Here is an 11235-nt window from a genome sequence, read left to right as displayed (position 1 = left end):
CATGAGCATGCGTTTCTGCGGCGAAGCCAGTGTGTTGAGCTTCAACAGCGCAACCTCTGCCGTGCTGGGCGCTCAGATCGCTACGCAACAGATCCCGACGGGCTTTGCTGAAGGCTGGTTCACTGTCCGCACCCCTGGCGTGACTTCGACTGCTGCGAACCCTGTCGGTCTGCCTGTCATCGGCTACGCGGCTGCCAAGGCCAATTCGGGCAACCTGGGTGGCACCTGGATGCATCGTACCGCCCGTTAATCACCGGGCCAGCCTGCTTATTGCAGGCTCTCAAAAGGCGGGGAACCTTCCCCGCCTTTTTTACGTCCATACAGCGTACTTTTTGCACACTCCTGCCTGAACCGTGGGGATCTCTTCAATATCTGACCTGTTTTTTGATTGAGACTGCGCAATGCTTCTGCCCTATCGCCACAACAACCCTTCCCAGCTTTCCTGCCACCTGTACTTGCTGCGCTACGCCATGGCAGCGACGCTTGCATTCAGCGCCATGGGCAGCCACGCGAACGGCACGGTGTTGATCGAAGGCAGCGGCGTCTCCATCAGCACACAAGAGGTGCAGGCAGAAATGCAGCGCATGCCAGAGCCCGTGCGCGAGCGCTTTCTGAACGAGCCCGACCAACTCCGCGAACTCGTGCACACCTTGTACCTGCGCAAAGCTCTTGCGGCCCATGCACAAGCTAATGGTCTGGAAAGAAAACCCGAAACAGCGCAAAGGCTGGCTACCGCCCGTGAAAGCATTTTGGCGGAAGCCTATGTAGAGGGCATTGCGGAGTCGGCTACGCCAGCCCCCGCGGCTGTGGAGAAGCGGATTCAAAGCATTTACAAGGCCGAGCCCGAGCGCTTCCGGACACCTGTAGAAACCCATGCGCGCCACATCCTCATCAAGGGCAAAGACGCGGACGCACGCGCGCAGGCAGAGAAACTGCTACAGGAGCTGCGCAACGGTGCCGACTTTGAAACGCTAGCCCGCCAGCATTCCGCCGACCCTGGCAGCGCCGCCAAGGGGGGCGATCTGGGCTTTTTCCCCAAGGGGAAGATGGTTCCCGCCTTCGACGCCGCACTCGATGCGCTGGACAAGCCTGGCAGCCTGAGCCCTGTGGTGGAAAGCGAGTTCGGCCTGCACATCATCCGCCTGGAAGCACGCAAGCCCGGCTCCTTGCGCTCCTTCGACGAAGTGAAGGAGCAATTGCGTGCCGAAACGGTGGCCAAGCTGCAGCAGGATGCACGCAAGAAGGAAGTCGAGCGGGTGCGCAACGAAGCCAAAGGTGACGCAACTGCCATGGATGCCTTCATCGCCGAGCAGAAACGCGCAGTACCTGCCCCCGCAACACAAACCAAGTAACCCCATTGCAGGCGTCGCCATACGGAGCGCCTGTCCTCTCTTTGCCAACCATGAAAATGCTCGCGGCACAGGCCGCCGCCCTTTGGCATGCGCGCAGCCTGTGCTGGACATTGACGCGAAGGGAAATCAGCGCCCGTTATGCCGGCACGGCACTCGGGGTGCTGTGGGCCTATGCCCAACCGCTGCTCACCATGGCGGCATACTATTTGGTGTTTGATGTGGTGTTTGCCATGCGTCTGGGGGCGGGCGCACCGACACATGCCGTGGGCACTTACCTGATCGTCGGTATGCTGCCCTGGATGGCTTTCGGCGACGCCCTCGCGCGCGGCATGACGAGCCTGCTGGAGGCGGCCAGCGTCTTGCAGAAGAACGCGCTACCGCCCATGCTGTTTCCAGTGCGCGCGGTGCTGGCCAGCAGCGTGATTTATGCGCCGCTGCTGTTGCTGTTGGTGCTTGCCTATGCCCCCCTGCACCGCTTCGCCCCTGCGCTGATTGCGTTGCCCGCGCTGGTGCTGCTGCAAGTCGTGCTGTGCATGCTCTGGGGTGCCGTGCTGGCAATCCTGGCGGCGGCGCTACGCGACGTAGCGCAGCTGGTTACCTTTGCGCTGTCGCTGGGCATTTTTCTGTCACCCGTGCTGTTTCCTGCCCATTTGTTCCCGGAGACCTGGCGCTGGGCGCTATGGCTCAACCCCATGACCCCTTGGGTCAGCAGCTACCAGGGGGTGCTGCTGCAAGGGGCCTGGACGCCCCTGTCACACTGGATCGGCATGGCCTGTTGGCTCATCGGCGGTGCATTGCTGCTGCAGGTGCTGCTAGTGCGCAGCCGCGACCAATTGACGGATTGGCTCTGACCCAAAATGCTCCTGCCCTCCCATGCCGCGCGCCCGGATGGCGCACAGCCCACACTCGACGCCCAGCAATTGGGCAAAGAGTACCGACTCTATGATTCACCCGTGCAGCGCCTGCTGTCGCTGCTGTCCAATCGGCGCAACTACCGCAGCCATTGGGCGCTACAGGGGGTGACGTTCCAGTTGCGGCGCGGCCAGTGCCTGGGGCTGATTGGCGACAATGGCGCCGGCAAAAGTACGCTCCTCAAGCTGCTCGCGGGCACGCTACAACCTTCTTGCGGGACACTGGCGCGGCATGGCCGTGTGACCGCGATCCTGGAACTGGGCGCTGGTTTCCACCCCGATTTCACTGGGCGACAAAACCTTTACTTTGGCGGCAGCTTGATTGGCATTGATGCCGCGCAAATGCGCACGCTGGAGGCATCGATCATTGCCTTTAGCGAACTGGGCGATGCCATGGACCGCCCCATAAAGACCTACTCCTCAGGCATGGTAGTGCGCCTGGCCTTTGCATTAGTGACGGCGTTGGAGCCGCAAGTACTCATCATTGACGAAGCGCTCGCCGTGGGCGATCAGCATTTTCAGAAAAAATGCGTCGAGCGCATCGAGGCGTTCCGCAACAACGGCTGCACCATTCTGTTCTGCTCGCACAGTCTCTACCACGTTCAGCGTCTTTGCGATCAAGCCCTGTGGCTGCACCTGGGCCAGATGCGTGCCTTGGGGCCAACGCCCGAAGTGGTCGCCGCCTATGAGGCCCACGTACGTCTGCAAGAGCAAGCCGAAGCCCCACCGCCCGATGCGGGCCCCGAGGCCCCTCGCCCTGCGCCGAATGCGGCCCACATCGAAGCGGTCTTACTGGATGACATCCTCCAACCAGACGCCAACGCCGCCCATGGCACGTGCGGACGCCTGGATTCGCCGCACCTGCGCATGACCGTGCGCGCCCGCACGCCCGAGGGCGTGCAGCCGCACATCGGCTTACTGATCGAGCAGGTTGACGGCGTGGGGGTCACTTCGGTTGCCACCCACTTTGACGGTACACAGCCCCACCAGGACAGTACAGGCGCGTGGGTAGCCACGGTGACTTTTCCCGACATTCCACTCCACACAGGACAGTACAAAGTCAGTGCATACCTGTTCGATAACAAAGGACTGGTGGTCTATGACGAGTGGAAAGATTGCCAGCGGTTCTCTCAGGTCTTCGCCCAGAGCACGCCAGGCATCGTGCGCCTGCCGCACCAATGGAGCTGACTAAAAATTATAGCCAAATTGGCATCCAGCCCGTTACCAACGCGCGCCAGCAGCTCTTGAAATGAGAGCAAAAAAGGACTTCTTTATGCCCCGCATTACCCGCCACCGCCTGCGCGTCGAGCTACGCGATTTGATAGAACTGGTGCTGGTACCGGGCTTGGCAGCGGTATTGCCGTGGCGCTGGTGCTTTGCGCTCTTCAAGCACTTGGCACGCATCGACTGGTTCTACCGCCGCACCAGCCACGAGGCCTTGCGCCAGGCGCAAGCGCTGGGCCAAGTTCCGCCGGGAACTGAGGCCGAATGGCTGGCCACGCGCCGACTGGTCACGCTGGTTGACCATGCAGACTACTACCTGGCGATCACCCGTACCGATGCCTACATGCACCGGCACATGCGCGTGCAAGGCCAGTGGCCCTCGCCCGAGAGAGCGGGGGTACTCTTGAGCTTTCATTGGGGGGCAGGCATGTGGGCGTTGCGACACGCAGGCGCACACGGGATGAAGGTTCATGCCCTGGTCGCCGCAGTGGAGGGTGCGCCTTTTGTGGGCCGCAAGGTGCTGCACCGCTATGCCATCGCACGCACAGCCCAGGTAGGGGTCGCTCTGCGCCATTCACCCCTGGTGATTTCAGGCAGTTTGCGCCCGGTAGTTCAGGCACTGCGCAGTGGTGAACAAGTCCTCGGCCTAGTGGATGTACCCGCCGACCAAGCCGAGGGCAGCAGCCTACCTATCACGGTCTGCGGCATGGCCGCGCGCGTGCCCAAGGGCCTGCTGCGCTTGGCATTCGATATGCAGGTACCCGTGACGGTGTACATCAATGGCTTTGATGTGCAAACTGGCCAGCGTTTTTTGCGCATGGAACAAATACCTTCCCAACCGGATTTGCAAACGCTGGCCGACACCGTATTTCAACGGCTGGATGGCTGCATGAAAGAGAGCACGGCGCTCTGGCACTTCTGGAGTGAAGGACACCGGTTTTTCAAACCTTAATCCTTTTGGTAGAACCACCACTGGCCGTCTTCCTTCAGCCAGGTTTCAACCAGATTGGCAGGGAGCGGTTTGCTGCCAAATCCACGGGCAACCACCAAGACCTTGAGCTCCACATTTACGGTGCAGCGCTCCTCGCTTTCACACTTGACGCTTTTGACCATTGCATCCACCCAGGTAGCACCATTACCAAACTGGTTACCGTAGCTCTCAGCAGAGACTACCGAGCGATATGACGGCGTCAGGTATGCATATGCTTCGTTGTAGTTTTTGCCTTTCAGATGGTTCAAGCGCTCTTGGGCGCGCTGCTCAACTATCTGCTCTTTATCGGCAGCCATCGACGCAACGCCGCTGGCACAACCCGTCAATGCGGCAGCCATGCCGAGGAATGCGGTCGAAACGAGGGCTTGAGCAAAGGCTTTTTTCATAGCAATTTCACTGAGGTATCAAGGAGAAGAAGGGATACTGGGCGCAAGAGCAGGTGCGGCAACTGGCGCCGTTTTCAAGGTATCCATGTTGGTCATGACGGGTACCAAGCCTTTCATACGCTCACGCAAGTCTTCGCTGACTTCACGCACATCAACATCGGTGCGAACCACCCTGGGGGTGATGACGACCAGCAATTCGGTCCGCCCGCCATCGTTGGTCGTACTGCCAAACAGCGTACCAACCACCGGCAATGTATGCAAAATGGGAATGCCCGACTTACCTGTGCTGCTGCGCTCTTGTATCAGCCCGCCCATGACAATCGATTCGCCCGAGCGCACCGCCACTTTGCTGGAAAGTTGGCGCTGCAGGAAGGCGCGCTGCTTCGTAACATCATCTGCGGCGCCAACGTCCGTCACCGATTGGTCAATCTGCATACTGACGAGGTTGCCTGAATTGACCGATGGCGTAACGACCAGATTGACCCCCGTATCTTTCCACTGATAGGTAGAGGTGGAGTTGTTATAGGGATTCTCTTGGTTAAGCGACGTGATGGTTGCGGTTTGCACCGGCACCTGGCTACCGACCGCAATGGCCGCTTGGTGGTTGTCCAACACCATCAATGAAGGACTGGCAACCACCTTGACATTCGTCTTCGACGACAAAGCGCTCAAAACAGCGCGCACGGCACCTGCGCCATTTCGTAGGGTGTAGGAAAAGCCACTTGTGGGGATAGCGAACTGGCTTGTGGAATCGGTAGAGCTGCTCAACTGGCCCGCGCCCCTATATCCGGTCGTGGTTCGGCTGTCGCTGAACGCCCACTGCAGGCCATAGCGTAAATCGTCGGTCAGCGTTACCTCGATGATGCTAGCCTCAATAAGAACCTGCGTGGGTGGCAAATCAAGGCGCTTCAGGGTGGCCTCGATCTTGGCGAATTCAGTACGGGTACCCCACACCAGCACCGTGTTATTCAGATCGTCGGACATGACGCGGATATTGCCAATCGTGGCACTGACGGGCTGTTGTGCTGTCGGGCTCTGCACGTTGCGATTGAGGTTGCCCATGAGTCCGCCGCCACTAAGCCCCCCTTGGCTACCCGATTGGAAGCCACCGAGACGGCTACTCGTCTGCCCACCCCCAAGCCCTCCTGCGCCAAAGCCGCTGGTGGTCCCGGTGCTCGTTGCCAAGCCCGGTGCCACACCTGTGGTGCCCGAGACGGCCGCCCCGGACGCGCCACCGAAAATGCCTTGCAACACACCGGCCAAGTGCCTGGCATTTCCGTTCTGAACACGGTAGATATTCAGCTGCGGCTCGCCGCTGTTGTCGCTCGGACGGTCAAAGCGCTCAATCCAACGCCGCACCTCATCGAGATACGCGGCCCGTGGCGTCACAACCAGAATACTGTTGAGGCGTTCAATAGGCATCACGCGCAACGCTCCAAACAGAGGGTTACCCTCCCCCCCGGCTGCTGTGGTTCGCGCTGTGGCGGCTGCATTGCCCCCCGCAGCCCCCGCTGTGGCCGCGCCGGGCGTAGATGCCCTGGTCGCCGTGCTTGCCGCTGCTGGGGAAACAGCACCCCCGGCCATCAATTGCAATGCTGCTTCAACCTCCTGTACCGAGACATGCTTGAGAGGGAACACGCCGACCGACATGCCTTTGAGCAAATTGACGTCAAACGTGCTGACAAGATCAAGCCAGCCCTCGGCTTGCGCACGCGATCCTGCCAGGACCAGCAGGTTGCGCACGTTATCCACGCGCACCAGGCTCTCCGCAGGCAGCATTGGACGCAGTATGGCAGCCATCTCTGCTGCGCCAATGTATTGGAGCGGCACCACGATGGCGCCGGAGCCTGGGGGCAATGCTGTCCCGCTCGCCTGGCGCACTCCGCCGGTGACACCCTTCAATGCTTCCGGGCGACCAACGTGGTAGCTTCCGCGTGCGTCGCGGGTGAGAGCCAGGCCGTTGGCGAATAATGCCCCCTCAAGCAGATAAACCGCCTGGTCCGGGCTCACTGGTGCGCGCGTAGACAAAGTCACCGTGCCATTGATTGGCTGGTAAAGCACGTAATCCACACGGAGCAGATCGCCAAGAATGGTTCGCACCACTTCTGCAACTGGCGCCTCCTCAAAGTTCAGGCTGATCGGAGGGCCGGACAAAGCGCTGACCGCTTTAGAGGGTGCGATGACGCGGTCGTCGCCACGAATATACCGAGGCTCAAACCCTATGGAATCCGCAGCTGGTTTGCCAGCGTCCTCAGCCCCATTGCTTTGCGATGCCGGGGGGGACACTGGTGCCGACGCAGGCGCAGAAGCAGGTGTCTGCGCTACGGCAAGCTGGCAGGCTGCGAATACGGCCAGAGAAAAAACGTGCTTGCTGGATGTCATAAAAAAACCAAAAGAAATTACCAGGCGAACCGCTCGGATCAAGGCCCGAAACGGGGACGGCGAGCAGGCGTGGAAGATGTTGTTGTCTCTTGCGGCACTGCGGAGGGCGGTAAAGCGGTTGGCTCGGGCGCCGCTGGAACAGCTGCAGGCGCCGGGGTCATGGCTTCGGAGGGAGCAGGAGCACCACTCAGTGGCTTTCCTCCGGCACTCGTACCGACCTTGGCACGCATCAACTGCAATTGACGTTGCTGACCACCGTAATCAAAGGTGACAACTCGCCCTTGAACCGAGCGCAGCACCCATCCATCGATCGACTCGTTCAGCCGAACCCGGCGATTCTTACCATTGACATTGATGATGACCCCTGTCAACTGCTCGCCGGCATAGATGGCGGAAAGCTGGGCGTTACTCAGTACGTCAACCGGAACCGGTGGTGGTGGTGGTGGCGGCGGTGGTGGCGGGCGGCGGGTTTCCGAAAACAGGGGCCGCTCCAACAGCGCCATAAATCGGCTGGTTGGCACTCTGGCTGGCTCCGGCAGAAGGGGCAGCATTTCTTGGTAATTGGTCGCGAGCGGGGCCGGTGCCCGCCAGTGCGTATTGCGCAGTTGGCCCTGGGGATTGATCCATAGCCCAGCCAGTAAAGCTGTCAAACCGAGACAGGCCAAGGCAAGAAAGGACAGGAGATAGCGCTTCACGGCTGCCCCCTGCGCAACACCGAAAGACTGAACTGCGCGGCCAAACGCTGAGGACCTTTGTTTGCCGGGCCCTGGGCGTGGACAAGCATGTCATCCACAAGCAGGGCGGGCTTTTGCTCGGCCAGCCCGGCCAATGCGCCCTGCAAGGAGACGATGTCCCCCTCCGCACGCACCGCCAAGGGGATGCGCTCTATGCCTTTCTCATCTTTGGCTGGCAAAACCTGGCTGCTGACAACCGTCATGCCTGCACTGCTCAGAATGCTGCGGATGCGCTGCTGCGCGTCGTTGCCAGTCTGGGTGCCATCCTGCTCGGCAGAATACAGATACCAACCCTCGATGGCGTGCGCTTTACCCAAGGCTTGCTCCAAGGCTTCGCGGTTGGCATCCAGACCCGCAAGTCTGGCATAGCGAGGTTCGAAATCGGTCAAACGGTTTTGCGCCCATTGGTGTTTTTGGTAGACATAGATGCCGAGGCTGGCCAAGGGGAGCAAAACAACAGTGGCAACCAGTAGCAGCACCAAAGCCTCGGGGGGAACGTATCGCTTCATAGTGTGTTTCATTCGCCCGATGTGAACCGGCTTTTGCGCGGTGCACTGGCCGGTGTTTGCGGCTGCGGAGCAGCGGCTGCGCTGGCCGACGAGGCCGGTTGCTGTGCTGGATTAACGTCAGGTTGCACCTGCTGCGCGGGCTCTACCGTCGGGGGCGCCGGGAACTGCGACAGGATTGCAGGATCGAGCTGCAATTCAATGATGAAACTGTCTGCCGTAGCGCCCGGGTTACGCACCGCCGCCGATGGAGCTTTGACTTCTTTGAATCCTCGCACTTTACCCAGCGACTGCATGAGGGCAGCCGCATCAGGGGTGAGTCCCTGGATAGTCGCCTTCAAGCCCTGAACGCGCAGGCTTTGGAGGTAGGTGCCATCGGGCAGGGCTTCCGTCAAGACTTCAAGCAACCGCATGGGCTCGGCTCGTTCGACCAACAAGCCGCGCACAGCATCGATCCGCTCCACGGCACGCAAATATGCTTCTCGCTGCCCGACGACGTCTGCAGTTTTGCGCTGCATGGCTTCGTGAGCATGGGTTGCTTCGATAGCACGCAGCCTCAGTTGCGCCGTAGGCGTTATCGCCATGGCGGCCAGTATCGCCAGCATGACCGCCAGCAGGCCATAAGCGATGTGTCGCCGCCGCTGCCCTGCGTGAATGCGCCGCACCTCACCCCAGCCTTGCAGCACGACGGGCCTGTTGTCCAATGTAAAGGCCCAGACCTCGCTAGGCTGCGCGGCGTTTGCCAGCCGCTGCCGTTGGGTTTCGGTGTACTCCGCAACCTGGCTACGCGATGCCAGCAAAACCTCCACTTTGCGAGGCACGCCCTGCCCCACTTTTGCAGAAGCGGCTACCTTATATCCCCACACCAGATCATTGGCTGCAAAGGGGCTGCCACTGCGCGCTTCCAGATCTACCGCGTGCGCCACGTCTGCTTCAGGCATGGCGGGCAGAAGCATCGTTTTGCGCAGCAGTAGACTGTCGGGCACTTCGATGGCCTCGAAGCGCGGGTGCTTGGGCACGCTGGTCACCTGCTCATCGCCACCCCAGAATGCCTGCGTACCGTCAGCTCGCAGCACTCGCACCGGGAAATCTGGCGTCAACCATGCCAGGGCCGGCGATTGCTGGATGCCACGCAAGGCTTGCCGAAGCTCCTGCCAGAGCTGCCCCAAATCGAGGCCGAAAAGCTGTAATGAATTTGTTGTTATCGGCATGAAAATTTAGCCCCCCTGTGCGGGCTTGGCGCGGATCAAATAGTCAGATCCAAAAAAACGCCACGGCAACCCTGCACGAGGATCAGGGCGCACGTCAATATCACGCAAAACAATGGCATGCGTGCCATCAGCCAGGGGAATCTCGGCCTGAAACCGATAACGTGTACCCAGGTTGTTGTCCACCCATTCACCCCGCAGCGAACTGCCATCCAGTGCCTGCTCACCTTGGTTGCGCCGCTGGCTCAATGCCAGCGCCGGTGCAATGTTGCCCTCCGCCAATACAGCGAGTACCGGGAATGGTGCAGCATGGGCGTTGACCCGTCCGGCACTCCCCCCCGCCCCTGCGGTCAAAAGCGGCCAAAGTCTAGCATAGAGGTCGTAATCGACCCCCGGCACACGCATCAGATCCTGCGGCGCCTCGAAACGCTGCTCTCGCCCTGTTGCATCTTTCTGGCGGCGGATTTCCGCCGTTGCTGCTGCAAGAGCGCTTGCAGCCTGTTTTGGCAGGCCGCCTGCGACAGCGTACAAACTTGCCAGCAAGGTGTCTGGTGCCGTATTGATATCGATCCAGCCGTTCAATGACGCGGCCTCCACGGCCAAAATTTGGCCATGGTAATTGACATCCATCCTGACCCATGGTTTGAAAGGTCGCTGTGCCAGCATTTTCTGCACCGCCAAAGCGATAGCCGCCTCTCCCAATGCCTGGGACTCGACATTGCTGCGCGCAGCATTCACTGTACGGATTTCATTGCGTACCGCATGTGTCATGCCTGTGACGGCAATAGCCATGGCCGCAACAATCCACAACACAGCGATCAGGGCGACGCCCTGACTGCGATGAATCATGTCATTGCTGCGCACCATCAGTCCTCAGGCCCTGAAGAAAACCGGCTGCGATTGCCCTGGCTGGCCGGCAAAAAACGCATGGGAACGATCCACATAGGCCATGCCCCGGATTGTGTCGTCAGATCAATCCGCACACGCTCGGGCAGACCATCGAGGCTGCGCCACACGGGCACCCATTCCGGCACAGGTCGGCGGGCATCTTCATACGCCAAGGTCAGCGATGTGGCACCGTGCACCAAGACACGCGATTGCGCTTTAGACCAGTCGGGAAACACCGAGGTCCCATCCCAGGGAAGGAAAGAGATGACAAGCGCCCCTACACCCTCAATAGGCTCCAGCCTCAGGCGAAAGAACGTGCGTCCACCGACGCCATGCCGGGCGGGCATGATGCCGAGCCACGCCATCTCATCCGGCCTGCCGACAAACAGATAAGGGGACTCCCCCTCCTTCAGCAACGCAGTGGTTTTACGCACGGAGACCTGTCCTAAAACCGTGCCTAGGAAGCCCGTGGCCACCCGAAATTCATCGGTTTGTGCAAGGCGGCTATCCACGCGCTCCTCGGTCTGCGCCATGGAGCGCAGCGCCGAGGCCATGCCCAACATTAGCAACGAGAGCAAAGCCATGGCGACCAAAAGCTCCACCAAGGTAAAGCCTGTCAAACCAGACATACCGCCGCGCCGATCCAAGAGGTG

11 protein-coding genes and 1 pseudogene are annotated in these 11235 nt (G+C 60.4%); 5 read left to right on the top strand and 7 right to left on the bottom strand.

What is annotated here, in order from left to right:
* The 5 genes and pseudogenes from BN2503_RS20475 to BN2503_RS09040 form a co-directional block, all read left to right on the top strand.
* Positions 1-250, top strand: a pseudogene (locus BN2503_RS20475) (cell surface protein); the annotation flags it as partial.
* A gap of 151 nt (positions 251-401) precedes the next feature.
* Positions 402-1352 (top strand): peptidylprolyl isomerase, encoded by a 951-nt coding sequence (locus tag BN2503_RS09055; protein WP_054256325.1) that lies wholly within the window; start codon positions 402-404, stop codon positions 1350-1352.
* 50 nt (positions 1353-1402) lie between these two features.
* Positions 1403-2203 (top strand): ABC transporter permease, encoded by an 801-nt coding sequence (locus BN2503_RS09050; protein WP_054256324.1) that lies wholly within the window; start codon positions 1403-1405, stop codon positions 2201-2203.
* Between the two features lie 6 nt (positions 2204-2209).
* Complete coding sequence (locus BN2503_RS09045; protein ID WP_054256323.1) at positions 2210-3451, top strand: ABC transporter ATP-binding protein; 1242 nt, start codon at positions 2210-2212, stop codon at positions 3449-3451.
* An 85-nt stretch (positions 3452-3536) separates the two neighbouring features.
* Entirely contained in the window at positions 3537-4439 is a 903-nt protein-coding gene (locus BN2503_RS09040; protein ID WP_054256322.1) for a lysophospholipid acyltransferase family protein, read from the top strand.
* Here BN2503_RS09040 and BN2503_RS09035 read toward each other — a convergent pair.
* The 7 genes from BN2503_RS09035 to BN2503_RS09010 are packed head-to-tail and all read right to left on the bottom strand — an operon-like array spanning position 4436 to position 11211.
* Positions 4436-4864 carry a hypothetical protein gene (locus tag BN2503_RS09035; RefSeq protein WP_139235350.1) on the bottom strand — a complete coding sequence of 143 codons (429 nt, stop codon included), beginning with the start codon at positions 4862-4864 and terminating at the stop codon, positions 4436-4438. The genes BN2503_RS09040 and BN2503_RS09035 overlap by 4 nt on opposite strands.
* Before the next feature lie 18 nt (positions 4865-4882).
* On the bottom strand, positions 4883-7246 hold the full coding sequence (gene gspD / locus BN2503_RS09030; protein WP_082366539.1) for a type II secretion system secretin GspD: 2364 nt from the start codon (positions 7244-7246) through the stop codon (positions 4883-4885).
* A 38-nt stretch (positions 7247-7284) separates the two neighbouring features.
* On the bottom strand, positions 7285-7941 hold the full coding sequence (locus BN2503_RS19330; protein ID WP_074930107.1) for a hypothetical protein: 657 nt from the start codon (positions 7939-7941) through the stop codon (positions 7285-7287).
* The gene (gene gspM, locus BN2503_RS09025; RefSeq protein ID WP_054256333.1) at positions 7938-8489 is read right to left on the bottom strand and encodes a type II secretion system protein GspM; all 552 of its coding nucleotides are present in this window, start codon (positions 8487-8489) and stop codon (positions 7938-7940) included. Before gspM ends, BN2503_RS19330 begins: the two co-directional genes overlap by 4 nt.
* 8 nt (positions 8490-8497) lie before the next feature.
* Entirely contained in the window at positions 8498-9697 is a 1200-nt protein-coding gene (locus BN2503_RS09020; RefSeq protein ID WP_082366538.1) for a PilN domain-containing protein, read from the bottom strand.
* Positions 9698-9703: 6 nt separating this feature from the next.
* Positions 9704-10561: a type II secretion system protein GspK gene (locus BN2503_RS09015; protein WP_054256319.1), complete on the bottom strand. Its 858-nt coding sequence runs from the start codon at positions 10559-10561 to the stop codon at positions 9704-9706.
* Complete coding sequence (locus BN2503_RS09010) at positions 10561-11211, bottom strand: prepilin-type N-terminal cleavage/methylation domain-containing protein (protein ID WP_054256332.1); 651 nt, start codon at positions 11209-11211, stop codon at positions 10561-10563. The genes BN2503_RS09015 and BN2503_RS09010 overlap by 1 nt, the downstream gene beginning before the upstream one ends.
* Positions 11212-11235: the final 24 nt, after the last annotated feature.

This window comes from Paenacidovorax caeni (assembly GCF_001298675.1).
Lineage (GTDB): Bacteria > Pseudomonadota > Gammaproteobacteria > Burkholderiales > Burkholderiaceae_C > Paenacidovorax > Paenacidovorax caeni.
Note: the sequence above shows the minus strand (reverse complement) of the source record. Positions and strands in the feature narration are given on the sequence as shown.

Excerpts from the sequence above, each read along its gene's own strand:
- BN2503_RS09055 (WP_054256325.1), top strand. The coding sequence starts at position 402 with ATGCTTCTGCCCTATCGCCACAACAACCCTTCCCAGCTTTCCTGCCAC.
- BN2503_RS09050 (WP_054256324.1), top strand. The coding sequence starts at position 1,403 with ATGAAAATGCTCGCGGCACAGGCCGCCGCCCTTTGGCATGCGCGCAGC.
- BN2503_RS09045 (WP_054256323.1), top strand. The coding sequence starts at position 2,210 with ATGCTCCTGCCCTCCCATGCCGCGCGCCCGGATGGCGCACAGCCCACA.
- BN2503_RS09040 (WP_054256322.1), top strand. The coding sequence starts at position 3,537 with ATGCCCCGCATTACCCGCCACCGCCTGCGCGTCGAGCTACGCGATTTG.
- BN2503_RS09035 (WP_139235350.1), bottom strand. The coding sequence starts at position 4,864 with ATGAAAAAAGCCTTTGCTCAAGCCCTCGTTTCGACCGCATTCCTCGGC.
- gspD (WP_082366539.1), bottom strand. The coding sequence starts at position 7,246 with ATGACATCCAGCAAGCACGTTTTTTCTCTGGCCGTATTCGCAGCCTGC.
- gspM (WP_054256333.1), bottom strand. The coding sequence starts at position 8,489 with ATGAAGCGATACGTTCCCCCCGAGGCTTTGGTGCTGCTACTGGTTGCC.
- BN2503_RS09020 (WP_082366538.1), bottom strand. The coding sequence starts at position 9,697 with ATGCCGATAACAACAAATTCATTACAGCTTTTCGGCCTCGATTTGGGG.
- BN2503_RS09015 (WP_054256319.1), bottom strand. The coding sequence starts at position 10,561 with ATGGTGCGCAGCAATGACATGATTCATCGCAGTCAGGGCGTCGCCCTG.
- BN2503_RS09010 (WP_054256332.1), bottom strand. The coding sequence starts at position 11,211 with ATGTCTGGTTTGACAGGCTTTACCTTGGTGGAGCTTTTGGTCGCCATG.